We start from the raw sequence: 26451 nt of genomic DNA, 5'->3' as shown, positions 1-26451 counted from the left end.
CAGTTTTAAGGCGTGCATTTGCACGCTTTAAAACGGGTATTTGAAGTTCGCAACAAAACAAGCAGGTGTGTATGGCGCATTTTATTGACCGAAGGTTAAACAGCAAAGGTAAGAGTACGGTAAACCGCCAACGCTTTATCAAGCGTTACAAACAGCAGATAAAGCGCGCTGTTTCTGATGCAGTGGGTAAACGCTCTGTTACCGATTTAGATTCTGGCGAGCAAATTAGCATTCCAGCCAGAGATATCTCTGAACCAATTTTTCATACCGGCCGCGGCGGCAGTAGAGATATTGTCCACCCAGGCAACGACCAATTCACTGCGGGTGATAAAATTGACAGACCGCCAGGTGGCGGTGGCAAGGGCGCAGGCGAAGGCGACGCTAGCAATGAAGGCGAAGGCCAGGATGAGTTCGTATTTTCTATATCCAAAGACGAATATTTAGACCTACTTTTTGAAGATTTAGCGCTTCCCAATTTAAAGAAAAATCAATTTGATAAAGTCACTCAATTTGAAACCTACCGCGCAGGTTATCAGACCGATGGTGTGCCAAGTAATTTAGATATTGTTCGCTCGCTTAAAGGCTCTGTAGCAAGGCGTATTGCCCTAAGCGGAAGTGATAGAAAGAAACTAAGAGAGCTTGAAGAAAAACTTGCACTGCTTATAGAAGACAAGCACGACAATACGTTAGCCATAAATGCATTAAAAGAAGAAATTGAAGCACTTAAAGCCAAAATAGCCCGAGTGCCTTTTATTGATACTTTTGATTTGCGCTTTAAGAACTATGACAAGCGCCCGCTTCCCTCAAGTAAAGCCGTAATGTTTTGTTTAATGGATGTGTCTGGCTCTATGGATCAAGCCACTAAAGACATGGCGAAACGGTTTTATATCTTGCTGTATTTATTTCTAACTCGCACCTATGAAAACGTGGATGTGGTGTACATTCGCCACCATACACAGGCAAAAGAAGTCGACGAGCAGGAGTTTTTCTATTCTCAAGAAACCGGTGGCACTATTGTTTCCAGTGCATTGAAGCTTATGGACGAAGTGGTGCGCGAGCGCTATAGCGATGGAAACTGGAATATTTATGCGGCGCAGGCATCAGATGGCGATAACTGGGCTGATGACTCACCGCAATGCCGAGACTTACTTGCCGCTAAGTTGTTACCAGCAACCCGTTACTATGCCTATATCGAAATAACTGAGAGGCAGCACCAAAGTTTGTGGCGTGAATACGAGAAAGTGGCCGCCACACACGACAATTTCGTATGTAAGCACATACAAACCCAGGCCGACATCTACCCTGTGTTCAGAGAGCTATTCAAACGCTCTGAACAAGATGCGCAGCAAGGAGCCTAATATGACAACCGACACAATGGCAAAAGAAAGCAGCAAGGCTAAATCATCAAGACGTCATTTATTAAGCGATGGGCCCGACTGGACATTTCCCCTTATCGAAGAGTACGAGCAACATATCGATCGCATCGCCAAAAAATTTAAGCTAGACACCTACCCTAATCAAATTGAGGTTATTACCGCCGAGCAAATGATGGATGCCTACGCCAGCATAGGTATGCCGCTTAATTACACACACTGGAGCTTTGGCAAAAAGTTTATTCAAACTGAGCAGCAGTACCGTCGTGGGCAAATGGGACTGGCATACGAAATCGTCATTAACTCTGACCCCTGCATTGCGTATTTAATGGAAGAAAACACCATTACAATGCAAGCGCTAGTGATGGCTCACGCATGCTATGGCCACAATTCATTTTTCAAAGGCAACTACTTATTTAAAACCTGGACTGATGCCAGTTCTATTATCGATTATCTTGTGTTTGCAAAAAACTATATTGCGAAGTGCGAACAAAAGTACGGCTATGACGAGGTCGAAAATATGCTCGACTCGTGCCACGCGCTTATGAATTATGGTGTTGACCGATATAAGCGCCCGCAGAAGATTTCCCTACAAGAAGAGAAAAACAGGCAGGAAGAGCGCGAAGCCTACCTGCAATCGCAAGTGAATGAGCTTTGGCGCACATTGCCCGATAGCCCGCATAGCAAACACAAAGAAAAAATTCGCTTTCCACAAGAACCGCAAGAAAACCTGCTTTATTTTATCGAAAAAAACGCTCCTTTACTTGAGCCTTGGCAGCGAGAGATTGTGCGTATTGTACGCAAAGTTTCACAGTATTTTTATCCGCAAAAACAAACCCAAGTGATGAATGAGGGATGGGCCTGTTTTTGGCATTACCATATTCTCAATGAGATGTATGACGAGGGGTTGGTCAGCGATCGTTTCATGATGGAGTTTTTGCACAGTCATTCAAGCGTTGTCATGCAGCCAGAGTACAACAGTCCTTATTACTCTGGCATTAATCCATACGCACTAGGCTTTTCCATGTTTATGGATATTAAACGGGTATGTCAGTCACCCACTGAAGAAGATTATAAGTATTTACCGAGTATTGCGGGTAAAGATTGGCTGGAAACCTTGCATTTCGCCATGGAAAACTTTAAAGACGAAAGTTTTATCAGTCAGTTTTTATCGCCAAAAGTTATTCGCGACTTTAAATTATTCGCCCTTGAAGATGACACCGCTAAACCCTTTATAGCGGTGAGTGCTATTCATGATGAAATGGGTTATCAAATTATTAAGGAAAAGCTTTCCGCGCAATACAATTTGAGTAATTTAGAGCCCAACATTCAGGTACATAACGTTGACGTGCGAGGCGACCGTTCGCTTACTCTTCGCTATATTCCTCAACGAGGTATTCCGCTAGGCGATTCGAAAGATGAAGTTATGCGCCACCTGCACAGGCTGTGGAAATTCGATGTACGCTTAGAGCAAGACAATGGTGAAGATGGCGTTGAAGTGATATCCGAGTGTAAACGTACACCGCAGGCATAAGCCTGCGGTCAACTCTTAGACCGAGTTTTAAGACGCCTTTGCACTTTCCATTTCTTTTTTTGAACACAATAACAATGACAGTGCGCCTATTGCTGCAAAAACGGCTGCGGTAACGAATGTCTCATAGGCGTTAGTGCCTTGCTGCCATTGTTGCCCCGCCATGTAGTTGCCAAATGCGCCACCTAATCCAAATGCTATACTGATGTATACCGCTTGCCCTCGGCTTTGATACGCCTTCGGCAGAAACTGGTGGATAAAATGCACCGATACCGCATGGGTTAAACCAAAGCTTAACGCATGAATAAGCTGGCTCAACACAATCACCATAAAGGTATCAGCAAACGCCGCCATGACATACCAGCGAAGCCCTGTCAGCGCGATGCTCACGAACAATAAATTCCACACGCCAAACTGACTAATAAGCCTACGGGCAATTAGAAATATCCCCACTTCGGCAAGTACCCCAAGCGCGATAAAGATGCCAGTTTGTTGACCGCTGTAATCAAGGTCCCGCATGTAAAGTGCGAAAAAACCGTAATACGCACCAAAGCTAATTTGCAAACACGCGGAAGCGAAAATAAAGATAGCAAAAGGTTTTTGTTTGGCATATTTCCAAATACTGCCCGCGGTAGACGATTCAGGTGCAGCTTCATTCGGCGCGCGTATAAACAAGGTACTTATAAACAAAAGTGCAAGTACGCCAATACTGGCGTGCACAGGGGTATCGGTAGAAAAAATATCAAGGGCTTTGCCCACCCCTACTGTCAAACAAATGAAGCCAACACTCCCCCAGAGCCTTATTTGCCCATAGGTAGCCTTAGTTTTCGCCACTGTATTCATGGTAATAACTTCAAGCTGAGGCAATACCGCTGTCCAGAACATCATCATTAATCCGAAAGCCAGCGTAAGTCCCCAAAAACTGGTGAAGTAAAATACCGAACTGAAAGACAGTACGGTAAGCAAGCACCCCAAACGCATTACGCCGATGGCGTTACCGGTTTTATCGGACACGCCAGCCCACAAGCCAGGGCCTAAAATACGCGCTAACGTTATAACCGCAAAGAGTTCACCAATCTCGGCAGAGGAAAACCCCCGCCCATCAAGAAAAATGCCTAAATAAGGCACAAGTACGCCAAGCTGACCAAAGTAAAGCCAGTAGGTAATAGCAAGAATAAAAAGACCGGTCTTGCCGCTTGTTGGGCTCGCCGAAGTGCTTTTGGCGTCGTTTAGGCCATTTGGTGACAATTCACATCTCCATATGCAAAAACGCCACTAGCGCAAAACTGGTAGTGGCGAATAGTAAAATTAGTTAGCGCAGCATGCGCTCATGCTGCGCGTATTTTTTAACCCGCAAGAATGTCACGGTATTGGGGTTAAAAATGTTATGCCTGACCCGCAATGGGCTTGGTGGTCGATAGCACACCAGCATTTTGCGCGCGGTGGCGCAGCAGATGATCCATCAATACCAACGCAAGCATGGCTTCGGCAATAGGAACAGCACGAATACCTACACACGGGTCGTGGCGACCTTTGGTGACGATATCAATTTCTTCATTGTCTTTATTGATAGTTTTACCCGGCACCGAAATACTCGAGGTGGGCTTAAGTGCCATGTGCACTTCAATATCTTGGCCGGTAGAGATGCCGCCGAGCACGCCACCTGCATGATTAGAGGTGAAGCCGTAAGGAGTCAATGTATCGCGGTGTTCACTGCCTTTTTGGTTGATTACATCAAAACCGTCACCAATTTCTACGCCCTTTACAGCATTAATACCCATCATGGCGTGGGCAATTTCAGCATCTAGCCTATCAAAAACCGGCTCGCCAAGGCCTACAGGCACGTTCTTCGCTACCACCGATACTTTTGCGCCAATGCTGTCACCAGATTTTTTAAGGTCACGCATGTACTCGTCCAGCGCATCTAACTTAGACTCATCTGGGCAGAAGAACGGGTTAGTGTTAGTCACACTATGATCAACTTTATCTACCGTTACCGGGCCAAGCTGAGACAAATAACCTAACACTTCAATGCCGTGCACTTCTTTGAGGTACTTTTTCGCAATACCACCTGCAGCTACGCGAATAGCTGTTTCACGGGCTGATGAACGTCCGCCACCGCGATAGTCGCGGCTACCGTATTTTTGATCGTAAGTATAGTCGGCATGACCAGGGCGAAAGCGGTCTTTGATATTGCCGTAATCTTGGCTTCGCTGGTCTTTATTTTTAATCAACAGCCCAATGCTAGTGCCGGTTGTTTTGCCTTCAAATACACCAGATAAAATCTGTACTTCATCGTCCTCTCTTCGCGCTGTGGTATAGCGCGAAGTGCCTGGTTTGCGTCTGTCTAAATCAACCTGAAGATCTTCTTCTGTGATCTCAAGTCCTGGAGGGCAACCGTCTACCACACCGCCAATTGCAATGCCGTGGCTTTCACCAAACGTGGTTACAGTGAAAAGTTTTCCGAAGCTGTTACCTGACATAATTAATTGTTAATCCTTACTACTAAAATACTGTACTAATGTGTCTTTTTGAACGGCGAAAATACCTGAGCCGCCATTTTCAAACTCAAGCCAAATGACTTCTAAGCCAGGGAACCTTTCGCTCATATGCACTTCACTATTCCCTACTTCTACGAATAACCAACCGCCATCATTAAGGTAAGTTGGCGCCTCTTTAAGCATGATATCAACCAGTTCCAAACCATCTTCACCTGCGGCAAGGGCTAACTCAGGCTCGTGGTGATATTCTTCTGGCAGGTCAGCCATGTCTTCCGCGTCAACATAAGGCGGATTGGAAACGATAAGATCGTACTTCTGCCCTTCTAAACTTGAAAACAGATCTGACTGGATTGGATACACACGGTGGCTTAGACCATGCTCCTGAATATTAATGTCAGCCACTTCCAAGGCATCTGTGCTGATATCTACCGCGTCCACCTGTGCTTCTGGATACGCATGAGCAAGTGCAATAGCGATACACGCACCGCCTGTGCACATGTCGAGAATAGTGTTTGGCGTCGATTCTACAAAAGGCGCAAATTCGTTTTGAATGAGTTCAGCAAACGGTGAACGTGGAATAAGCACTCGCTCGTCTACGTAGAACGGCATACCGCAAAACCATGCTTCATTAGTGATGTAAGGCAATGGCATGCGCGTTTGTACGCGTTTTAAAACAAGCTCTGCAATCTTCTCTCGCTCGCTTTTCGTTAAGCGAGACGCCATAACACTATCGCCCACTTGCTCTAGTATAGGGTGAGGCAAATGTAAGGCTTGCATAACTAGGCTTGTCGCTTCGTCCCACGCGTTGTCAGTACCATGACCAAAATACAAAGCCGCATCATTAAAACGGCTGGTTGCCCATCGTGTCATATCTAACAGGGTATGCAGATCTTCAATGGCTTCTTCAAGGTAAAACTTATCGGTCATGGCGTTTGGGTACATCAAAAATTTCAAAGCTGGTATCATACCCAAACTTCATACCGATTCACATAATTAACTACGTACCGAATCTTTCTATTCGTTATAATTTAGGCGTTTTGAATCGTTAAATTCGAGTGTAATAACCCAAGCTATCGTTGATGAAAACCTTTAAAAAAGAGCTCAAAGCATTAAAGAAGCAACTTTCTGAACCCAATCGCTATACAAACAAGGCGATACAGGAAGGTTCGCGCAATGGAACCACGTCGACGAATGCTGAGGAAGACACCTTCTCATTTGCCGATGCAATGCAGGGAGTGACGCCTTTATCACAAGATAAAGTTGAGCCTGATAAGCAAGTTGAATTATTTAAAAAGTCGCAGCAGGTTAAAGGTAAACACCTAAAACACAGCAAGCAATTGGCAGCTAGCTTCGACTTTTCTGATATGTATCAGGCAGCGCTGCCGCAAGAAGGGCCTATGCGCTTTTGCCAAGATGGTGAGTCTACGCATATTTTGAAACAGTTACGCCGCGGTGACTACTCGCCAGAAATGACTTTAGATTTACATGGCCTCACCCGCGAGATGGCAAAAGCCGAGCTTGCCGCACTTATTCACACGGCAAGAAAAGAGCTGATTGACTGTGTTTGTGTAATGCATGGCTTTGGTCAGGGCGTGTTAAAAGCCGCTCTGCCCCACTACTTAGTTCAGCATCCACATGTACGTGCGTTTCATCAAGCGCCTCTAGAATACGGCGGTCAAGCAGCATTGCTGGTGCTTATCGATATACCACTTCAAAACAATAAGCGTTAGGGCAATCCTGCGAAGTGCGATCTATTTATCTTCGTTAGCACTGTTGTGCATGAACAGGTAAGTATAATACATCATCATCGCTACAATAATGCCTATACCAAGTAGTGAGCCCCATACCACAGGGTCTTTCATCATAGTCCACAACATAATTAATCTCCTCTTCAACTACGTAAATAGTAAAAGAGGCGTTAGATAGAGGATGTGATCCAGATCAAATTCGATTCCTAGTACTCAGCTGGCAAATGAATTATTTGATCCAGGTCAACTATTGTTTGGTGTCACCACTAAGCTAAAAAAGCGAATATTCCTCGCGACATCATATTAAGGCCTGTCCCACATTTAATTGTAACGATTGAATATGTTTAGACTCCCTTCGTAACCAAGCAAGGCTTCTGCGTTTCGGCAGAGTTGCTCCATCGATTCACTGACTTGAATATCAAAATTAGGAGGAGTTGCTTGAAGACTGTGTTGAAAAATTTTGGCGTTTACATGGTTCGCTAGCAAAAGAAAACCTAAGCATCCGTACGTCCTCAGAAAGGGAAGCCGAGAACAAAGTTGAGATGCGGCTGTATATGTAATCGTTAAACTTTTATCGGGTATAGAGAAAATAACCCACTTATCGAGTTTCTGGCCCTCTCTGGCAATATTCCTAAACCATCCGTCGACAACGCTATCGTCATACACATTACTAGGTATATCAAATAGCACATTGTTAACGTTGAAAAATCGGTATTGGTGCTGACTACCTACCATGGCTACCTCCTGTTATGCCTTCATTAAGTTGGTAAGTAGCGCCGCAGTGCTTAGATCATTTAAACGGTAAGAAATATAAAAAGCTAAGTGACTTGTAAACGGGTTTACCTCATTACATTCTTACTTTGATAAACGCCTTTCGCACGCATCTCAGATACTATTTTCTCGCCCAACCAGTCACAAGCCTCTGAAGAACGATTAAAGAATTGGAATGGCAGTGTAGACCCGTCATAAATTTTAGACCAAAACTTCTGCTGTAACGCAAGCCCTTCTGGTTCATGAAGAACAACGGCAGTGGCAACAAGCCCTGAATCAACGGCTTCATCCACTATTAATTGTGCATCTAAGGTAGCTTCCATCGGCGCTAAAGCTAAACCGTGAACGTTAACTAAGCTTGCCCAACAAGGAACATTAATTTTTTTTCTTTCAGCGCCCACTACACGTTGATATTTTAAAATAAACTCTAAATTAAAAGGGCCGCTAAGATCGATTACTAGAATACGCCTTTCTTGAAGAAAGTGAGCTTGAACATCACCATGTGCACTAAACTTTTCTCTTTCCATATACTTACTGCCACTACTATCCTTTAACAAATTTCACATCGTAGACTTAGCAGAAAGTATAAGACAGTAATTAAGATTCCGCCTGCAAACCAACAGGAAAAGCGCAAAATTAATATACCGTAAACGCTACTATTGGGAGTGACAAAAAAACCCAAAAAAGATATTGCAAATCATTCTCATTTGCACTATCTTATAAATGCCTGTTCGACGTTGGGTAAAAAACGGTCTTGGCTTAGCGTCGCTGAGGGATAGACGCCCGTCTATCCCTCAATTTTTTCTTCATAAACATCTATCTATTTTCATAGGCGCATAAAAAAAGCGACAATAATGTCGCTTTTTCTGGTTTCTTAAGCTTAGCTAAACAGCTTCATAAACCAACCTTTTTGAAGATCTTCTTCGCAGGTCTTTAGTTGCGTCGCATAACGTAATGAACGGGCTTTTACCTTTGACGCGACCTTCTTTAGCCACGGCTTACGATCATAGCTTCTGCGCTTATATCCGCCCCAACCTTCGTGATAGTTTAGATATTGTGCGTAAGCGTCCCATTTGGAAATACCGTTCACTTTTTGCGACTTGTAAATAAACCAACCCATGAAGTCGATAGCGTCCTCGAAGTCATCGCGATCTGCGCCACTGTTATCTGTTTCTCTCATATAGTCAGACCACGTCGGTGTTTTAGCTTGTGAATACCCATAAGCTGAACTCACACGTCCCCAAGGAATAAGCCCAAAGAAGACGTAATCTCGTGGTGGAAGTGCATCGTGACGGAAAGAGCTTTCTTGATACATCATGGCCATTGGAACATGTATAGGCACACCCCATTTATCCCGGGCATCAGCAGCTGCATCATACCAATCGTCCTTTTCGTAGAATATTTCGCACAAATTACTGATGTCTTTAGGCGGCGTAGTTGCACACCCAGCGATAAACAGTGGAAAAAGAACGATGAGAGTTGATAAAAAAACAACCAGTTTTTTGAACTTTTGGTTCATAGCTTGTCTTAACTAATGTTCTAGTAAAATGTGTGTTTCCCTGGAACCTTTTAATGCCTGACCTATGTCAGGCATTTTTTTTTGCCGGGGCTTCAGCGAAATAATCACGAATGAATGTATCAAAGTCTTTCACGTCAGCAGCTTCTATTTCTTTTTGAGCAGCAAACGACGCGTCAGCTTGGGCGGCAAAACCGGCAGCATCGGTATCCGTATATTCAAAAGACTTCATCTCAGCTTGATAAGCCTGTGCCAGCTCTAAGCCTAACACGCCATTATCTTTATCACTTTCCAAAAGGGTCGCAAGTAATTTACCCGACGGTGTCAGCGCTGGGTCTGCTACTTTTTCAGCCTCGACGTTCACCGCTTGCGTATAACGGGACGTATCATTGGCCAAGTCGAGTAGTTCGGCTGCTTGCTCGAAAGACTTAAATAGCGAGGCACACCAGTTTGGTAATGAAATATCTTCACCACCATTTTGCAGCAGCAAATCAGGATTTCTTCCCTCTAATACCACTTTGTTCATGTTTTCTTTAGCTTCTTTAAGCTGGGCTTCATCAAGCTCTGCACTTGGCATTAGCAAGCATGCAACTAGGAATACATCTAAGAAATCGAACTGGGTCTGTGAAATACCGATTGCCGAAAATGGATTTACATCAAGGGCGCGCACTTCTATGTAGCTAATTCCCCGTCTAACCAAAGCGTCCGTTGGCTTTTCCATTGATTGAGTAGGCTGCTTAGGGCGTATAGGAGAGTAAAGTTCATTTTCAATTTGAATGATGTTACGACTTAACTGTTGATAATTACCTTCTTCGCCCGCAGCAAACTGACTAAAACGGGAGGATGGCGTATTCATCGCTTCGCGCAACAAGGTGACATAGTTGTCTAGCTTGTTGTAACAAATCTTAAGCGACGATTGCTCTGCACTTGTGTAGCCTAAATCGCTCATACGCAGTGACGTGGCATATGGCATATACGCCGTGCCCTTGCCTACTTTTTTAAAAGGTAACGCATGCTGCTTTCCTTTTAAAAACGAACCGCACAATGCCGGTGATGCACCATATAAATAAGGAATAAGCCAACACAATCTGCGGTAGTTGCGGATCAATCCAAAGTAATCAGCCGAAGTCTGCTCTTGAGAATGCTCTTTTCCGTTTAACTCGGACCACAGCTTCCAAAATGACTCGGGAAAAGAGAAATTGAAATGCACCCCAGCAATCGCCTGCATCATGCTGCCGTAGCGGTTTTTCAGGCCAATACGATATACTCGCTTCATCTTGCCCACATTTGACTCACCAAAATAGGCAATGGGGATATCCGCTTCATCGTTTATAAAGCAGGGCATACTAAGCGGCCAAATTTGCTCGTTATCAATATTTTCAATAGCGAACTTATGGATATCTTTTAACTGAGAAATCGTCTTAGCGGCACTATTCTCTGGCGGCGTAATAAATTCAAGCAAAGACTCAGAAAAATCTGTAGTGATTGAATCATGAGTTAGCGCAGATCCCAGCGGTTTAGGATGGGGTGTTTGTGCCAACGTTCCGTTCGGGTTTATACGAAGGGCTTCGCGCTCAACACCGCGCTTAATATCTTTTAGCGCAGCGAGAAATTCGGGTGACTTAAGCGCAGCAATGCGCGCTTCAAAACGGGATGAGTCTACAGTCAAAATGGTGGTCCGTTATGTCAATATAGCCCCCTGTTATGGGGGGCAATAATGTAAATTCAACAAAAATCAATCTATCAGTTTAACGTTTCTCGGGTGTTGTTCTCTACTGATAACTCGATAATTGGCATCGATAGCGCGTTTAACTGAGGCAAAATTTTAGCTTTATCGCCTACTACAATAATTTGCATCTTATCAAGATTCAAATATTGCTTTGCCAAGGCATCCATCGTTTCCTTATCAATATTATTGATAATAGCAAGCTGCTCTTCACGATAGCCTTTATCAAGACCATAGCTAAGCAGCTGCCTTAAAAAGCGCGCTTTACTGGTAGGTGTTTCAAATTCAAGTGCATCGCTTAGCGTAAAGGCATTGCGCATGAACGCAATTTCTTCCTCGGTGACACCTTCAGTGCGGTAGCGATTAATCTCTTTTAAAATTTCGGCGATACCTTCACCTGTATTGGCCGCAGTGAGGTCGGTACTTGCTTCAAACCAGCCAAGGGTTTTGCCACCAACGAAACCACTATTTGCTCCATAGGTAAAGCCTTTATCTTCTCGAAGATTAAGATTTATGCGGCTATTAAATGCTCCCCCTAATGGGAAGTTCATAAGGCGAGACTTAAAGTGATCGCCTGTCGCATCAAAGGGTAAGCTTCTATCAACAATAAATACTACCGACTGAACCGCTTCTGGGCTATCCACTAGGAAGATTTGGTTTTCTTCGTACTTGGGAAAGTCGCTGTAATCAGCAAATTCATAGGTATTCCCCTTCCACTGACCAATAAAGTCTAGTGTATTCACCATGTCTTTTTTCGGTAAGTTACCAACAACGACGATACTCGCTTTATCTGGCGAATAGTAATTGGCATAAAACGTTTTAACGTCCTCCAACGTGATATTTTGCACGGTCTGAAGCGTGCCTTCGTCAGGCAGACTGACGCGATTATCCTCACCAAATAAAATGAGGTCGCGCGCGCGGCGGGCTAAACTAGACGGTGTTTTCGCTTGTTGCTGCAAGCCTTGTACAACGCGCTCTTTCATGCGGTCGAAGTCTTCTTGAGTGAACGCGGGGTTAAACAGTTTCTCTTTTAACAGCGCTAAGGTTTCGTCCATATGCTTGGTTAAGGTAGACACGTAAACTTGTGAATACCTACCTGCAGTACTAAATCGGATAGCGCTACCCAGTTTGGCAAGTTCGCTGGCCAACGCTTCGTTACTATAATTCTTCGTACTTTCATTCATAAGTAACGCCGTTAAGTAAGCAGTTCCCGCTTTACCTTCCGGGTCTAGCAACATGCCACCATCCATGCCTAGTGTTAGCGTTACCGTTGGTGTTTCGGTGCTGGTTACGCCAAGTACTTCAATACCGTTGGCAAGTTCAGCTTCCCAATAATCTGGAACTTCAACAACTGGTGCTTCACCGGCTTTCGGCATTACGCTTCTATCAAAGCCTGGAACTGTATTAGTAGATAGGGCACTGGTAAAGGCTTCATCCGTCCCGTCTACTGTGTCGATCTCAATATTTCTTACCGGACGTTCAAAGGTCTGCTCGGCCGCGGCCAGCTGAACCTGACCTTTTGGCACCACGCTTAATACAACGCTGTTGGCGTCTTTAATATATTTGTTGTAAACACGCATGACGTCTTCAGCAGTTACGGCGTTGTAGCGCTCAATATCTTCAGCAATCAAATCTGGCGTTTGGTAAAAGGTTTCGTTAGCAGCGAGGGCTGACACTTTGCCAGATACACTTTGTAAACCAAATACCGTACGCGCTTCAATTTGCCCTTTTGTACGCGCTAAATCATCTGCCGTTACACCACGTGTTTCAAACTCTTTAAGGGTTTCATTCAGTACGTTCTGGAGAGTAGAAAGCGAGGTGACTTTTGCTGGATTAGCCAAAGCGAGTAGCTGAAATTCACAGGCAAGTTCGCGGCAAGGGTGGGACACCACAGCTTGTACAGCCATGCCCTCTTTCACTAGGTTTTTGTAAAACAGTGAGGTTTTTCCACCGCCTAAGATATCGGCCAGCACGTCAAGCGGCGCTTCGTCTTCATGGCGACCATACACTGTAGGATAAGTTATTTGCAGAAGCGGAAGATGGACTTTATCTTCTAACGTTACATAACGGGTTTCGTCTAGCGTTACTGGCTGAGGCTCAGGCTCTTCTACTTTAGGACCTGTTGGGATTTCGCCAAAGTACTTATTAACCCAGGCTTTGGTTTTAGCCACGTCGATATCGCCGCCAATAGTAAGGACCGCATTGTTCGGGCCATACCAGCGTTTAAAAAAGGCTTTTAGGTCATCGACGTCAACTCTATCTAAATCTTCTACATAGCCGATAGTCATCCACGAGTACGGATGCCCTTCTGGGTATAGCGCCTCACCGTTCAACTCGAAACGCAATCCATAGGGCTGATTGTCCACACGTTGGGCGCGTTCGTTTTTAACCGTTTCTCTTTGGTTTTCAAACTTAGTTTGGTCTACGGCTTCTAACAGGTAGCCCATTCTGTCAGATTCTAGCCAAAGGACTTTTTCTAATTGGTTGGCAGGCACTGTTTCAAAGTAGTTAGTGCGATCGGTATTGGTTGTGCCGTTTAAATTACCGCCCGCTTCTGTAATAACCTTAAAATGCTGCTCATCGGCAACATGCTTTGAGCCTTGAAACATCATGTGTTCAAAAAAGTGAGCAAAACCCGATTTGCCTACGTCTTCTCGCGCAGAGCCAACGTGATAGGTAACATCGACGTGAACCAGCGGATCAGAATGGTCTTCATGCAGAATGACCGTGAGCCCGTTATCTAATGTGTATTTTTCGTAAGGGATCGACACGGTGTTTAACGCGCCAGCTTCAGTGTCTAATTGACTATTTGTTTTCTCTTCCTGTACGTGCTGACACGCTGTTACTGCGATGACGCTTATGGTCATAAAGAGGGTACGTAGGGTCAGTTTTCCTGACATGATGATTCCTTTTAAATTACTACATTCTTTCACTCGACTTCACTCTGACTATACTTTGCCGTAATTCATCACCACAGCTGACGATTAAGTATAAAATTGCGACTAAAAAGCGCGAGCGAACACCGAAGATTACCAGACTTTTTAGCGCTTTACTTGCTTCGACTTTGCTATGATTGTATTAATTTGTGTATTTCTGAAATACACTTACACTTCATAGTCTTTGGTAAAGAAGCTGTTAGCTAGTTGAATTCGTTAAGTGGTACGAATGAACTGACAAATAGTTTCTGCCTGGATAAGAAATTTCCCATTAGAAGTTGCGAAATAAAAGGATAGATGTATGGAACAGTCAACAACAGTGCTCGATATCGACTTCGGAATGTCACAGTTAAGTGGTAATAAAAAACTGTTGTTCACCCTTCTTGGTAAATTTACGGATGAATACCGTTCTCTTGATGCTGACTTACAAGCGCATGTGGCTAAAGGTGACTTTAATGAGGCCTATTCTCTTGTTCACACTCTGAAAGGAGTGACAGGAAACCTTGGGCTTTTTGCTTTGCATAATGCGAGCAAACCGATTGAAAGCAGTTTTAGAAATGACAAACGCGTGGCTGAAGAATACCCTGCGTTTGTCGCAGTACTTAATGAAACCATAGCGACGGTAGACACACTGATTAACGAGCCAGAAGCTACCACACCTGCACCAGCGAACGGCGCGGCAGCTGAGCAGGCTCGCAAACAGTTATTGTCGGCGCTGAAAGCGAGCGAGTTTATTGCGCAGGACAAGCTAGATGAATGGTTAGATGCTCTTGCGTTACCTCAAGACAAACGGGCGGCAATTATTGATGCAGTCGACGAGCTTGATTATGAAGAAGCCATTTCTGAGTTAGAAAATAGCTAGTGCAGCCGATCCCTATTCTTTTTGAAAACGCTGACCTCGTCATCGTTAATAAGCCAATTGGCATTGCTATGCACGATGCCACTAATGAGGCTGACTTTGGTGACAGTACTGCCGAAAACGGTAAATCAGAGAGAGTAGAAGGCATTGTTACCCGGTTAAAAAAGCAGTTGAGTTTGACAGAACTGCATCTTTGCCACCGTCTAGATACCGGCACGTCGGGTTGTTTGTGCCTTGCTAAAAATGCAGCTGTTGCCAGTGAAATTGGCGAGTTATTCTCAACACGGCGTGTCAGCAAATATTACCTTGCCCTTAGTAATCACAAGCCGAAAAAGAAACAAGGCACGTTAATGGGCGATATGAAAAATCGTCGAGGCGGTCAGCGGATTTTGCTTAAAACTTTAGAAAATCCGGCTATCACTCAGTTTTTCAGTAACGCGGCTAAGCCCGGTACCCGAGGGTTTATCGTTAAGCCTCACTCGGGGAAAACCCATCAAATTCGTGTTGCGCTTAAAAGCATTGGCGCACCTATTTTGGGTGATACACTTTATGGGGGTGAGGCATCAGACAGGCTGTATCTTCATGCATGGCATTTACAGCTTCCTTTATCTTCTGGTGAATTAGCGGTTACTGCACCTTTCGAGAAAGGTGAAGTCATAAACGAAGACGACGTGCAGGCTTGGTACAACGGACTTAACGCACCAGAGACTTATCCATGGCCTTCCCTGCCTGCACGCTATATACCGGCGCAATAAGGAAAAGTGCGATAGGCCAGATAAGTGTCGATGACCATAATAAAATAGAACGACATTGAGTGTTTAATAGATGCTAATGGGTAAACTACATATAGTCGGCGGCGGTGCCATAGGAAGCCTAGTTGCTGCGAGCGCCCAGAAAAACGGCGTGCCGTATGACTGCTACCCCAGAGATATGAAAACCATGCCGTCTTGCGCACATTGGCAAAACGGCCAAACCACTGCGCTAAAACCAGCCACCCCCTCACCTATTGTGTTACCTAAAAGTGATGTGCTGATATTCCCCTTAAAAGTATATCAACTTAAAGCAGCCCTATTGCAGTGGCTTCCCTATCTCACGCAACAACCTACCGTAGTGCTGCTTCACAACGGTATGGGCGGGCTTGAGGTCGCAAGAGATTTACTTGGCGGCGATTATCCTTTGCTTCTTGCTACAACCAGTCATGGCGCGTTAAAGGTAAGCACATCAAGTGGTTTTCATGTTAAGTATACTGGCGTTGGCGCAACGCAAATTGGCGCGCCAAATATAAATAAACCATCACCTCAAACTTTGGCCGATCTTTCACAAATAGCGCCACAGCTAGCCAGCGCAATTGCCACGTTAGATAAGGCTCTTCCTCCGGTGCAATACCAAAATAATATTCTAAAAGCACTGTGGACGAAGCTTTCCGTTAATGCCGTGATTAACCCACTAACGGCGCTTCACAATATCCAAAATAAGCACATTGCTAAGCCTGAATTTGAACAAAGCCGTATTTCAATTTGCAATGAGTTTACTCAGGTAGCGGATGCTTACGGGCTAGATTTTGATGCACTGTCAGTTCATGAAAATGTGCTGTCTGTCGCCAAGGCGACCGGAGAAAACTACTCAAGTATGCATCAGGATGTTGCTCACGGTAGACAAACAGAAATAGACGCCATCAACGGTTACATTGTAGATATGGCAACAAAAAAGGGTATTCCCGTTCCCGAGAATACCCTTTTAGTAGAGCGTGTTAAGGCGCTGAAGCTTTAACGGCGCCGAACACCTAAATCACGCTATTTAAGGATCAAGATTATTCTTGTTCACCCGCTTCTTGCGCGTCTTTTGGCGCCTGAGGCTTCATGTGTGGAAACAAGATAACATCTTTAATGGTAGAGCTATCAGTAAATAGCATAGCTAGACGGTCAATACCGATACCTTCACCCGCCGTTGGCGGCAAGCCATATTCAAGGGCGCGGATGTAGTCATCGTCAAAGTGCATGGCTTCATCGTCGCCAGCGTCTTTCTCTTCAACCTGCTTCGCAAAACGTTCCGCCTGATCTTCTGGGTCGTTAAGCTCGCTAAAGCCATTCGCTAATTCACGTCCACCTACAAAGAACTCGAAGCGGTCTGTAATGAATGGGTTGTTGTCGTTACGGCGCGCAAGCGGCGATACTTCCCACGGATATTCTGTAATAAACGTAGGTTGGATAAGCTTCTCTTCTGCTGTTGCTTCGAAGATTTCGCAAAGGTACTTACCCGCACCCCAAATGCCATCAACTTCAGGCTCTTTAATGTGAAGCTGTTTTGCCATTGCTTTAAGCGCGTCAAGGTTCGCCTCTGGGTCGCGAATAGCTTCTTCGTTAGCTTCTGGCCAGTACTTAAGAATAGCTTCGCCCATGCTTAAGCGGTCAAACGGCTTACCAAAATCGTATTCAACTTCAGACGTTACGTTACCTTCAGCGTCTTTAGTTGTGTTTTTGATAATGCTTGTGCCAAGAATATCTTCTGCCAGCGTGCGCAGCATATCTTCGGTAAGGTTCATCAGGTCATTGTAGTCAGCATACGCTTGGTAGAACTCAAGCATAGTAAACTCTGGGTTGTGACGAGTTGATAAGCCTTCGTTACGGAAGTTACGGTTAATTTCGAACACACGCTCAAAACCACCAACCACTAGGCGCTTAAGGTAAAGCTCTGGCGCAATACGTAAGTACATATCAATATCTAGCGCATTGTGGTGAGTCACAAACGGCTTCGCTGTCGCGCCACCAGGAATAACCTGTAGCATTGGCGTTTCTACTTCTAAATAGTCACGCTTAGTCAGATAGTTACGAATTCCGTTTACGATCTTGCTACGGATCATGAACGTTTTGCGCGTTTGTTCACTTGTGATCAAATCTACGTAGCGCTGGCGATATTTCGTTTCTTGGTCGCTCAAGCCGTGGAATTTTTCTGGCAATGGACGAAGTGCTTTGGTTAGCAACTCGTATTGCTCCATGTTCACGTAAAGGTCGCCTTTACCTGACTTATGCAGGTCACCCGCCACGCCAATAATGTCACCAATATCCAGTGCACCATATTTTGCTTTAAGCGCTTTTTGCGTGTCTTTATCTGTATATGCCTGAATACGGCCAGTCATATCTTGAAGCAGCATGAAAGGGCCACGCTTTGCCATAATACGGCCAGCGATGCTTACTTTATTACCCTGCTCTTGTAGCGTTTCTTTGTCGAATTCACCGAACTTAGCTTGAAGCTCATCCGCATAGTTTTCGCGACGGAAGCTGTTTGGGAAACCGTTTGCACGGCACTGCTCGCGAATAGCGCTTAGCTTAGCACGGCGCTCTGCAATCAATTTGTTATCGTCTGTTTGTTGGTCAGTCATAACCTTTCACTTCGTTGTTCGGTTTACAGCCCAGATTTCAGGCTGGCTTCAATAAATTTGTCCAAGTCGCCATCTAGCACGGCTTGAGTGTTGCGTGTTTCCACGCCAGTGCGCAAATCTTTAATGCGAGAGTCGTCCAAAACGTAAGAGCGTATTTGGCTTCCCCAGCCGATATCAGACTTGCTGTCTTCCATCGCTTGTTTTTCGGCGTTTTGTTTTTGCAGTTCAAACTCATAAAGTTTGGCTTTTAACTGCTTCATCGCCTGATCTTTGTTTTTGTGCTGCGAGCGGTCGTTCTGACACTGCACCACAATGCCCGTCGGCTCATGTGTAATACGTACCGCAGAGTCTGTTCTGTTTACGTGCTGACCACCCGCGCCCGATGCGCGATAGGTGTCTATACGTAAATCAGACGGGTTAATTTCAATATCGATGTCGTCATCAATTTCAGGATATACGAACGCAGATGAGAACGACGTGTGGCGACGGTTGCCCGAGTCAAACGGCGATTTACGTACTAAGCGGTGCACGCCTGTTTCTGTGCGCAGCCAGCCAAACGCATATTCGCCCTGAACGCGCAGTGTAGCACTCTTAATGCCCGCGACTTCGCCTTCCGACACTTCAATAAGTTCCGTTTTAAAACCATGCGCTTCGCCCCAACGCAAATACATGCGCAGCAGCATATTGGCCCAATCTTGCGCTTCTGTACCACCAGAGCCCGACTGAATATCAATATAGCAGTCGTTTTCATCATTAGGACCAGAAAACATGCGGCGAAACTCAAGAACTTCTAGCTGCTCAATTAAGCCATCAAGTTCACTTTGGGCCTCAACGAAGGTATCTTCATCTTCGGCTTCAACGGCCAATTCAACGAGACCTTCAACGTCTTCAGTTCCCTGATCGAGCTTGTGGATCGTTTCTACGATTTGCTCCAGGGCCACTTTTTCTTTGCCAAGGGCCTGCGCTCTGTCTGGCTCGTTCCAAACGTCAGGACTTTCTAACTCTCGGCTAACTTCTTCTAAACGCTCTGACTTTGCATCAAAGTCAAAGATACCCCCTAAGCGCTTCAGTGCGCTCGCGGATATCTTTTATCGCATTCATAACGGGGTTTATTTCAAACATAGTCCGCTTATTTCGTTAAAAATTTAAGACCGCGGATAGTACCGAATTTGAAGGAATTTTGATAGGGGTTGGCGCAAATATTGCGAAGCTCAATTTGCTTGGCACAACGTGTGCTTTTCAACCATTAAAGACGAAATAAACATTTTTGCAGTTCAACTGCTTACCCCAAGCATTGGTTATGGTGTCAAAGGCCATAAGAATAAACTTATACAAGGTTGCATGCGTGCGGTGCTAATAATCACTGCACTGTTCTAACGCAATCACGCTTTCCATGAGTGTGCATTAGGGCACTGTAGAAGCCTTGTAAACGTCAAATGGAAAAACTAAAGGGAAAAGTATGTCATTTAATAATTTGTCTTATGCTGTTATCGGTGTATTGCTGGGCTTGCTAGTACTCGCATTGGGACAACTATTTGACTGTCAAAATCTAGCCGGCGCAACCATGGCCCTACAATGCCCAGACGGAGCCCCCATTTCAAAACTATGGCTGGCAACCTCAATGCTTATTGCGGGAAGTGGTATAGGTGCTTGGCTATATAGAAACCGTCACTTCTAAGCGCGCTTAGAAACGCCTTAAACATTTATATTTTACCGCAAATCTTATCAGTAATAATCATAACGCAATAAAGAGGCCGTGCCCCTTTATTGCTCAACATGACTTCATCATATTAACTCAAATATAAATTTATTTGAGAAAGGAATAATCGGTATAACCTTTTTCATCACCGCCAAATAAAGTATCCGGGTTATGTTCATTTAGGGGCAAACTATTCGCTAACCTGTACGGTAAATCTGGGTTTGCCACAAAAGGTCGACCAAAACCAATCATATCTGCCCACCCTTCTGACAGCGCTTTTTCCGCACGCGCTGCATCGTACTTTCCGGCATAAATGAGCAGACCGCTAAAGGCTTCACGAATCGCCTGTTTAAATGATATTGGCATTTGCGGCGCGTCATCCCAGTCAGCTTCGGCGATGTGTATATAGCCAATAGTGAAGCTGTTTAGCATGGAAGCAATAGCAAGATAGGTCTCTTCGGGATTGTCGTCGACGGTCCCGTTTAATGTTGTAAGGGGCGCTACACGCACACCTACTTTATCAGCGCCGATTTCTTCAGATACGGCCTGCACCACTTCTTTCAAGAATCGAATACGGTTCTGTACACTTCCGCCGTATTCATCAGTTCTTGCATTACTCTGAGAATCAATAAACTGGTTAAGCAAGTAACCATTAGCCGAATGCAGCTCAATGCCATCGAATCCGGCATCTACGGCATTGCGCGCCGCAACGCGATACTCTTCCACCACAGCTTTTATATCTTCAATGCTCATTTCTCGGGGCATGACCGACTCAACAAAACCAGGGTCGCCGCCTTCATCAACGAACACCTTTACGCCTTTTGCTTGGATCGCCGATGCGCTAATTGGCTGCTGCCCTTCGGTATTTGAAGGGTGGGATACGCGGCCCACGTGCCAAAGTTGCGCAAACATCGTACCACCCGCTTCATGCACTTTATCTGTTACCAACTTCCAGCCTTCAATTTGCGCCTTGGTATAAATACCCGGTGTCCACGCATACCCCTTACCTAGTGCCGATATTTGCGTGCCTTCACTCACAATAAGCCCTGCACTTGCGCGCTGAGCGTAGTATTCAGCCATTAATGCGTTGGGCACATCTCCTGGCTGTGTTGAGCGAGAGCGAGTCATTGGCGGCATAACAATTCGATTGTTCAGCGTTTTTCCAGCCAGCGATATGCTTTCAAATAGTTTCATAATACAGTCCTTTAAACTTTACTCTTAAAATTTACACGTTTAGATAACGGTAAATATAAGGTCCATAAGCAAGGTTAGAACCCGTACTTTTAACAAAGCACTTTTGCATTTTTCACAAAAGTAGCGGTGCATTTCGACGACGTTATCCCAAATTTCCCGCCTCCCCCTCTTGACGCAGAAAAAATTAAGCTTACACTTGTTCGCTGAATTAGCGTACAAGTGTAAGCTAAAACATTTTCATCCTTTTTGTATTTAAGATATTCCGACGAAATACAGGTGTGATTTCTACATTGAAACTATTACTCGATAAATTCACTGATCGCATATTCCACCACTGCTCTTGGAAGGGCTACTGGGAGGTATTGATGCAGCAAATTAAACCCGCGTGGCGCGATGGGTATTTCAGAGCCAAGGTTGTGGCAGTAAAAAAACTAAGTGCAGATATGCTGGAGGTTTTACTTAGACCGGAGAGCTCTTGGCCTGCGCATATCGCAGGGCAGCATATTGCATTAACCTTAGAAATAAATGGCAGACTCACCACCCGCGTATTTACTATTGCAAGTGGCAGTGACACCTACCAAAAAGAAAAGCAGATTCGCCTTGTAACCAAGGTTAAAGCTCAGGGCGCATTAACACCCTATCTTCTCTCTTGTATGCCTAATCAATGGGTAAATATCTCAGCCCCTATGGGGGAATTTATATGGCCGAAAGTGGAAAAGCCCCTACTTATGATAGCGGGCGGCTCGGGTATAACTCCTTTCATAGCCATGCTTGACGATGCGATTAACAACGGGCAGCTAAAACATACACCGGTGCACTTACTTTATTTTGCTAAGCCAGACGAGCATGTATTACTCAACGAATTATCAGCGTTTAGCAAAGGCTGTGAGCACTTCACCTATGATGTTTTGAGCAAGCAAAAAGATGGAGACGTAGAAGCGCATTTGTGTAATTTTGCCAATGCACACTGGTTAGTATGTGGTCCACATGCCATGTTCGAGCAAGTTGAAAGCTATGCAAAAACGATCAATGCGCCCGTTTCGAGCGAGCACTTCGCTGCGCTTCCTGTCCTAAGCAGTGCTAGCCTTAGCCAAAGTGAAACTTTTTCCCTGGTACACAACGGCCAATCTTTAACTGTCGACAATCAGCAAACCCTACTTATACAACTTCAGCAAGCAGAACAACCTGTGACTTATGGCTGTGGCATGGGAATTTGTCATCAATGCCAATGTGTTAAAAAGCGGGGCGTAGTGAGAGATACCCGCACCGGAGAGCTTTCAGATAGCGCAGAGCAACTTATACAGCTGTGTGTATCACAAGCCGTTACTGATTTGGAGATTCAACTATGAACACCAGCGTTGTAATAGACAACCAAAACCGTGAAGAAGCCATCGAACAAGCGCATGCTCCGATAAGTGGAACCAAAGCAATTCGGTCAACCAGCACCAAAGAGAAACCGAACTACGAGTTACTTGCTACTCAGCTTGATGAAATTAAAGCCGACATTAAACGAAAAGTGGGTGCTGAAGATGCGGCCTATATACGACGTATCATTCTTATACAGCGAGTTTGCGAGTGGAGCGGACGGGTACTTTTGATGTTGGGATTCATTCAACCGCTGCTCTGGGTTGCCGGTGTATTGAGTTTAGCTACAGCTAAAATTCTCGATAACATGGAAATAGGCCACAACGTGATGCACGGCCAGTACGATTGGATGAACGACAAACATATCAATTCGAAAGGCTATGAGTGGGATATTGCCTGTGATGGTGCGAGTTGGAATCGCGTTCACAATTACGAGCATCACACATATACCAATATTATTGGCAAAGACAGAGACTTTGGCTACGGCTTGCTTCGCCTGTCTAACGATTTCAGATGGCGTGTAAAAAACCTATGGCAGTTCGCCACTTACATCGTACTTAGCGTTTTATTTCAGTGGGGTGTGTCGTATCACGAAATGGCCGCTGAGCGGGTCTTTTTTGGGAAGAAGAAAGACAACCGAAAGAATCAGGTTACTCATAGTGAACTAAAGAAGCGCTTTTTTAGCAAGGGCGCACGTCAATTAGTAAAAGATTATGTGCTATTTCCTTTGCTAGCTGGGCCGTTATTTTTATGGGTATTTACCGGTAACCTTATCGCCAATTTGTTACGCAATTTATGGACATCTACCATTATCTTTTGCGGCCATTTCACTGGTGATGTGGAAACGTTTAAAGAAGAAGATTGTATTAATGAAACCCGAGGGCAATGGTACTACCGACAAGCGCTGGGCTCATCGAACATAAAGGGCGGAAATCTGTTTCACGTGCTTACCGGGCATTTAAGCTTTCAGATTGAGCATCACCTGTTCCCGGATATCCCTGCCAGACGCTATAGAGAAATGGCCCCAAAGGTAGAGGCCGTATTCAAAGAACACGGCATGCACTACAACACTGGAGGCTTTTTAAAACAGTACGGTAGCGTGTTAAAGCGAATTATTCGCTACTCTTTCCCTTAACCAGTTGAAACCCTAACCAGCCGGCCATGGCGCTAGCGCTGGTTAGGCAAGTACCCCACGCCCAATCAATCAGCATAATAAACAAAGTAAAACCCTCAATGATGCTGTATGCCGTTAAGTTGTAGGCGCCATAACTGGCTAACCCTAAAAGCGCGCCATCTATTCCAGCATAAAGTAGCGACTTCTCTCTGTTCGCTACCACGGCAAGTACAAACACTACGCATCCATACATTAAATAAAACACTACCCAAGGCCACGTAATAAATTGACTTCTAAGCAGAGGAGCCATTTCACTTTGATACCAGCCATCCGCAATAACACCAAGCCACAAGAAATCGAGCACGCCAAAACACACAAAGATTGCAATTAACGACACGACGATGTTTTTCGCAAAACGAATGATGTTGGAAAGCATGAAACCTATCCCTGTAAATAAAAAAATTGCTGATATAAGTTATCTAAAATATAAATACGCGAGCGTTGCACAATAAGCGCAAAGGAAAAACGGTAAACCTTTTTGAACATATCCCTACTTTACCTAAAACTTACACTGGATACTGCAACTAAAGAAACCTTTGTAGCTCAAAGTGACGTGGTTCAAATAAGATTTAAATAAAATGAATAAAACACTATTAGTCATAACGTCTTCGTTAATTGTCAGTGCGTGCGCTCATAGGCCACCACCTTTAGACATGGATGAGATATTTTTTGAAACTAAGATCAAGCAAGACGGTACCAAGCTCTTCGCGTTTAGCATCCCATTAATGCAACAGCGTGAAGGTGGTAAAGGGGGTGGCAGAGGCGGCCGTGGTCAAGGTGGCGAAGGTGGTGGACGCGGCGGTCGTGGTGGTCAAGACAGTCGTGGAGACTCATCACAAAAATCGTCAGATAATAGCGATAGAATGGCAGAGCAACTCTACGCATCTCTTGATAAAAAACTGGAAGAGACCGGTTACTGCCAAACTGGCTATATCGAGATAGATACGCATCAAACCGAAGATAGACTGCATCTATTAGGTGAATGTAATGAGACGGCGAGCGAATTAGACAGGCTCGACTTCCCAAACATTAATTAACTAGTGATTTATGAAGCGCATTGCCAATGGCGAGCGCTTCATTCAAGGCTTCCTCAATCAACACACAGAGTATGTTCCACAACGCCCTTTGAAACATAGGCTCGGCAACCAAATAAGTCTGTGCTCTCTAAACACACCCCACTCGTCTTTAACCCTGCTTTCATCTGATTATTTTCAGTAACACAGGCCACTTCGCATTCACTGCTGTCATTGCATTTATTGCCAGCATCCCTCGCGGGCAGCACACAAGCGTACGCCTGCTGCCGGCCTACTTTCTTCCAGTTCCCCCCCTGTTTATCGCACACTTTTTCAGACTCAATGGAATAAGCTTGCTGCACTAGGGGCAACGAGGTATCAACAACTTGCTCTAATTTTTCAACTTCTTCAACGCTTGATATTGGCATATCAATAGGTTCAGGAGTCTGCGCACCACAAGCAGACAAAGCGACACTCACGCCTACGCCTAACCATATTCCAAAATGTTTCTGCGCTGTACTGCTTACTTGTTTCATTTTTTTCTCTCAGCATATTTTACTTTTAGGAAGCGACGGCTTAAAGCTGCACTGTTTCAAACCTTCGCTACTTAAGACCATTATTATTAGATAAGTTCTTATTCTGTTAATAAATGGGCGCTCAGAGTTGTACGCTTAGCCTGAAAAATTATTAAAACTTTGAAATTTTATATATGCCATGGCGGGTCTTTACCTACACTTCGCAAAACTTGCAGTATTTACGGACGCTCTATGACACTTAACCAAACCGAAAACGCAGTAACCGCGTTGCTAAATTTTAGCCTGGCCATTCTTGGCTTAACATTTCTGTTAGGTGCGAATCCTAATGCTGTATTAGCGATCTTCAATTTCTATTCTTTAGGCGCATCGGTTAGTGAAGATGCACTTGGAGCAATCGCAGGTATTACATTATTACTGCTAGCTCTCATGATCTTTGCAGCACGCTTTAAGCTTGTTTCAACAAAAACGGTTACGCTATTCGCTGCATTAGTTACCGCAATCCCCTTACTCACTTTATTTTCACCTACACGATGGATGACAGATTTTGGGGGGTTCCCGATTATTGGCAGTGGTCAAGGCATCATCAAGTATTTCGCGATAATGCCGCTCTGTTTATTTCTCTTTTATCGCGACAGGTTTTCGTATTCGCAGATAACCTATCTTAATTTTGCACCTGTAGCCATGGTCTTACTCTGGATAGGAGGTATGAAGTTTTTCGAGTTTGAAGCGAAAGGCATTGTTGGGCTGGTTGAAACATCGCCCTTTATGTCGTGGTTATACGATGTGTTCAGTGTACAGGGTGCGTCAAACGTAATTGGTGGTTTTGATGTCTTCTTTGCGCTGCTATTAGGCGCTGGTATTTATGCTAGGAACAAACCAACTATCATCGTAGGCGGACTGGCTTGTTTATCCGTTTTTCTGATGACACAAACCTTTTTGTTTACCGTTCCAAACACATTTAACAGTACAACAATCGTAAATCGTTTAGGTCAGTTTGTTATCAAGGACCTTTGGTTTGTCGCCAATTTAGCCATAGTCGCCTACTACACACTGTTTAACGCGGGCTCTTGTGAAAATGAAAGAACTCAGCGCGGCTAAACATAGCCGCATATCGCGACCATGTTTAACCG

25 protein-coding genes are annotated in these 26451 nt (G+C 44.7%); 11 read left to right on the top strand and 14 right to left on the bottom strand.

The window, feature by feature from the left end; all coding sequences use genetic code 11:
* The first annotated feature begins 71 nt into the window (after positions 1 to 71).
* The gene (locus tag E5672_RS03005) at positions 72 to 1358 is read left to right on the top strand and encodes a YeaH/YhbH family protein (RefSeq protein WP_136780854.1); all 1287 of its coding nucleotides are present in this window, start codon (positions 72 to 74) and stop codon (positions 1356 to 1358) included.
* Between the two features lies 1 nt (position 1359).
* Positions 1360 to 2907, top strand: a complete 1548-nt coding sequence (locus E5672_RS03000; RefSeq protein ID WP_136780853.1) for a SpoVR family protein — start codon at positions 1360 to 1362, stop codon at positions 2905 to 2907.
* Between the two features lie 27 nt (positions 2908 to 2934).
* Here E5672_RS03000 and E5672_RS02995 read toward each other — a convergent pair whose 3' ends face one another.
* From E5672_RS02995 to prmB, 3 genes are all read right to left on the bottom strand, one after another.
* A complete protein-coding gene (locus E5672_RS02995; RefSeq protein ID WP_136780852.1) occupies positions 2935 to 4152 on the bottom strand; it encodes an MFS transporter in 1218 nt (405 codons plus the stop codon).
* 137 nt (positions 4153 to 4289) lie between these two features.
* Positions 4290 to 5387, bottom strand: a complete 1098-nt coding sequence (aroC, locus tag E5672_RS02990) for a chorismate synthase (RefSeq protein ID WP_136780851.1) — start codon at positions 5385 to 5387, stop codon at positions 4290 to 4292.
* Positions 5388 to 5396: 9 nt separating this feature from the next.
* On the bottom strand, positions 5397 to 6332 hold the full coding sequence (prmB, locus tag E5672_RS02985) for a 50S ribosomal protein L3 N(5)-glutamine methyltransferase (protein WP_136781043.1): 936 nt from the start codon (positions 6330 to 6332) through the stop codon (positions 5397 to 5399).
* A gap of 152 nt (positions 6333 to 6484) precedes the next feature.
* Here prmB and smrB point away from each other — a divergent pair, with 152 nt between their 5' ends.
* A complete protein-coding gene (gene smrB, locus E5672_RS02980) occupies positions 6485 to 7135 on the top strand; it encodes an endonuclease SmrB (RefSeq protein WP_136780850.1) in 651 nt (216 codons plus the stop codon).
* Positions 7136 to 7156: 21 nt separating this feature from the next.
* Here smrB and E5672_RS02975 read toward each other — a convergent pair whose 3' ends face one another.
* The 6 genes from E5672_RS02975 to E5672_RS02950 form a co-directional block, all read right to left on the bottom strand.
* Entirely contained in the window at positions 7157 to 7282 is a 126-nt protein-coding gene (locus E5672_RS02975) for a DUF3149 domain-containing protein (protein WP_136780849.1), read from the bottom strand.
* A 192-nt stretch (positions 7283 to 7474) separates the two neighbouring features.
* Positions 7475 to 7888 carry a hypothetical protein gene (locus E5672_RS02970; RefSeq protein WP_136780848.1) on the bottom strand — a complete coding sequence of 138 codons (414 nt, stop codon included), beginning with the start codon at positions 7886 to 7888 and terminating at the stop codon, positions 7475 to 7477.
* Between the two features lie 104 nt (positions 7889 to 7992).
* On the bottom strand, positions 7993 to 8451 hold the full coding sequence (locus E5672_RS02965; RefSeq protein WP_136780847.1) for a hypothetical protein: 459 nt from the start codon (positions 8449 to 8451) through the stop codon (positions 7993 to 7995).
* Positions 8452 to 8804: 353 nt separating this feature from the next.
* Positions 8805 to 9443 (bottom strand): transglycosylase SLT domain-containing protein, encoded by a 639-nt coding sequence (locus E5672_RS02960; RefSeq protein WP_014948754.1) that lies wholly within the window; start codon positions 9441 to 9443, stop codon positions 8805 to 8807.
* A 67-nt stretch (positions 9444 to 9510) separates the two neighbouring features.
* Positions 9511 to 11109 carry a glutamate--cysteine ligase gene (gshA, locus tag E5672_RS02955; RefSeq protein WP_136780846.1) on the bottom strand — a complete coding sequence of 533 codons (1599 nt, stop codon included), beginning with the start codon at positions 11107 to 11109 and terminating at the stop codon, positions 9511 to 9513.
* Positions 11110 to 11183: 74 nt separating this feature from the next.
* Positions 11184 to 14066: a M16 family metallopeptidase gene (locus E5672_RS02950; RefSeq protein WP_136780845.1), complete on the bottom strand. Its 2883-nt coding sequence runs from the start codon at positions 14064 to 14066 to the stop codon at positions 11184 to 11186.
* Positions 14067 to 14403: 337 nt separating this feature from the next.
* On the opposite strand from E5672_RS02950, the gene E5672_RS02945 reads away from it, so the two are divergent.
* From E5672_RS02945 to E5672_RS02935, 3 genes are all read left to right on the top strand, one after another.
* Positions 14404 to 14964, top strand: a complete 561-nt coding sequence (locus E5672_RS02945) for an Hpt domain-containing protein (RefSeq protein ID WP_136780844.1) — start codon at positions 14404 to 14406, stop codon at positions 14962 to 14964.
* A complete protein-coding gene (locus E5672_RS02940) occupies positions 14964 to 15716 on the top strand; it encodes a pseudouridine synthase (RefSeq protein WP_136780843.1) in 753 nt (250 codons plus the stop codon). The genes E5672_RS02945 and E5672_RS02940 overlap by 1 nt, the downstream gene beginning before the upstream one ends.
* A 76-nt stretch (positions 15717 to 15792) precedes the next feature.
* Complete coding sequence (locus E5672_RS02935) at positions 15793 to 16731, top strand: ketopantoate reductase family protein (protein WP_136780842.1); 939 nt, start codon at positions 15793 to 15795, stop codon at positions 16729 to 16731.
* Between the two features lie 40 nt (positions 16732 to 16771).
* Here the strand turns inward: E5672_RS02935 and lysS are convergent, their stop codons facing one another.
* Positions 16772 to 18340 carry a lysine--tRNA ligase gene (gene lysS / locus E5672_RS02930; RefSeq protein WP_136780841.1) on the bottom strand — a complete coding sequence of 523 codons (1569 nt, stop codon included), beginning with the start codon at positions 18338 to 18340 and terminating at the stop codon, positions 16772 to 16774.
* 23 nt (positions 18341 to 18363) lie between these two features.
* Positions 18364 to 19462 (bottom strand): peptide chain release factor 2 gene (gene prfB / locus E5672_RS02925; protein ID WP_136780840.1). Its coding sequence is split into 2 segments (ribosomal slippage): positions 18364 to 19386 and positions 19388 to 19462, totalling 1098 coding nucleotides; the frame shifts between segments, so codons are not numbered across the junction.
* 337 nt (positions 19463 to 19799) lie between these two features.
* Here prfB and E5672_RS02920 point away from each other — a divergent pair.
* Positions 19800 to 20018, top strand: a complete 219-nt coding sequence (locus tag E5672_RS02920; protein ID WP_110287736.1) for a hypothetical protein — start codon at positions 19800 to 19802, stop codon at positions 20016 to 20018.
* Between the two features lie 129 nt (positions 20019 to 20147).
* Here E5672_RS02920 and E5672_RS02915 read toward each other — a convergent pair whose 3' ends face one another.
* Positions 20148 to 21233 (bottom strand): alkene reductase, encoded by a 1086-nt coding sequence (locus E5672_RS02915; RefSeq protein WP_136780839.1) that lies wholly within the window; start codon positions 21231 to 21233, stop codon positions 20148 to 20150.
* Positions 21234 to 21598: 365 nt separating this feature from the next.
* Here E5672_RS02915 and E5672_RS02910 point away from each other — a divergent pair, with 365 nt between their 5' ends.
* Positions 21599 to 22582, top strand: coding sequence for a flavin reductase family protein (locus E5672_RS02910; protein WP_136780838.1), 984 nt, complete (start codon positions 21599 to 21601; stop codon positions 22580 to 22582).
* Positions 22579 to 23733, top strand: coding sequence for a fatty acid desaturase family protein (locus E5672_RS02905; RefSeq protein ID WP_136780837.1), 1155 nt, complete (start codon positions 22579 to 22581; stop codon positions 23731 to 23733). The genes E5672_RS02910 and E5672_RS02905 overlap by 4 nt, the downstream gene beginning before the upstream one ends.
* Here the strand turns inward: E5672_RS02905 and E5672_RS02900 are convergent.
* Positions 23711 to 24148, bottom strand: a complete 438-nt coding sequence (locus E5672_RS02900; RefSeq protein ID WP_071814097.1) for a DUF2177 family protein — start codon at positions 24146 to 24148, stop codon at positions 23711 to 23713. The genes E5672_RS02905 and E5672_RS02900 overlap by 23 nt on opposite strands.
* A gap of 202 nt (positions 24149 to 24350) precedes the next feature.
* On the opposite strand from E5672_RS02900, the gene E5672_RS02895 reads away from it, so the two are divergent.
* On the top strand, positions 24351 to 24809 hold the full coding sequence (locus E5672_RS02895) for a hypothetical protein (RefSeq protein ID WP_240692137.1): 459 nt from the start codon (positions 24351 to 24353) through the stop codon (positions 24807 to 24809).
* Between the two features lie 53 nt (positions 24810 to 24862).
* On the opposite strand, the gene E5672_RS02890 is transcribed toward E5672_RS02895, so the two are convergent.
* On the bottom strand, positions 24863 to 25321 hold the full coding sequence (locus E5672_RS02890; RefSeq protein ID WP_136780836.1) for a hypothetical protein: 459 nt from the start codon (positions 25319 to 25321) through the stop codon (positions 24863 to 24865).
* 231 nt (positions 25322 to 25552) lie between these two features.
* On the opposite strand from E5672_RS02890, the gene E5672_RS02885 reads away from it, so the two are divergent.
* The gene (locus E5672_RS02885) at positions 25553 to 26419 is read left to right on the top strand and encodes a DUF417 family protein (RefSeq protein WP_136780835.1); all 867 of its coding nucleotides are present in this window, start codon (positions 25553 to 25555) and stop codon (positions 26417 to 26419) included.
* Positions 26420 to 26451: the final 32 nt, after the last annotated feature.

It is taken from the genome of Alteromonas portus, assembly GCF_005117025.1.
Lineage (GTDB): Bacteria > Pseudomonadota > Gammaproteobacteria > Enterobacterales > Alteromonadaceae > Alteromonas > Alteromonas portus.
This window is presented reverse-complemented; position numbering and strand designations above follow the sequence as displayed.